We start from the raw sequence: 532 nt of genomic DNA on the forward strand, positions 1-532 counted from the left end.
TCATTAACAGACTCAAAGTCGTTTGGATATAAAGCGACAATTTTTGCAGTATCGATAGAGCTACCACCACCTAAACCAATAACCAACTCACACTTATTGTCTCTAGCAATTTTGATAGCGTCATTGACGACTTGAACAGGCGGGTCAGCTACAACGGCATCGAAGACAACTACTTGTATGCCAGCTTCTTGCAACGATTGCTGAGCAATATCGACATAGCCTAGCTGAGTGATGCCAGCATCCGTAACGATAATAGCCGATGTTGCAGAGTACTGCTTGGCTAATGCACCGAGCTTTTGGCGCATACTGTCAGCTTCGCTAACGATATGACCATTGGTATAAAATTCAATCCCTATCATGTGTTCTTCCTTGTGTAGAGGTACTTCCATGTATAAAGCAGTACTAATTGTAATGTAGTATTCATGGTTCTGTATACATAAGTTCCTTACTTATAAGTTTTCCAGTATGAACTTATACTAAGTTTTTATAGTGCTTTATATCTAATTTATTAAGATTTTATTATTATTTTTGA

The 532-nt window shown here is 37.8% G+C and carries 1 protein-coding gene; it reads right to left on the bottom strand.

What is annotated here, in order from left to right; all coding sequences use genetic code 11:
* A partial coding sequence (locus ACS8FD_RS24195) for an iron-containing alcohol dehydrogenase (RefSeq protein ID WP_439277717.1) occupies positions 1 to 389 on the bottom strand: 389 nt, incomplete at its 3' end.
* Positions 390 to 532 lie beyond the last annotated feature (143 nt).

Source organism: Psychrobacter sp. 1U2, assembly GCF_051847575.1.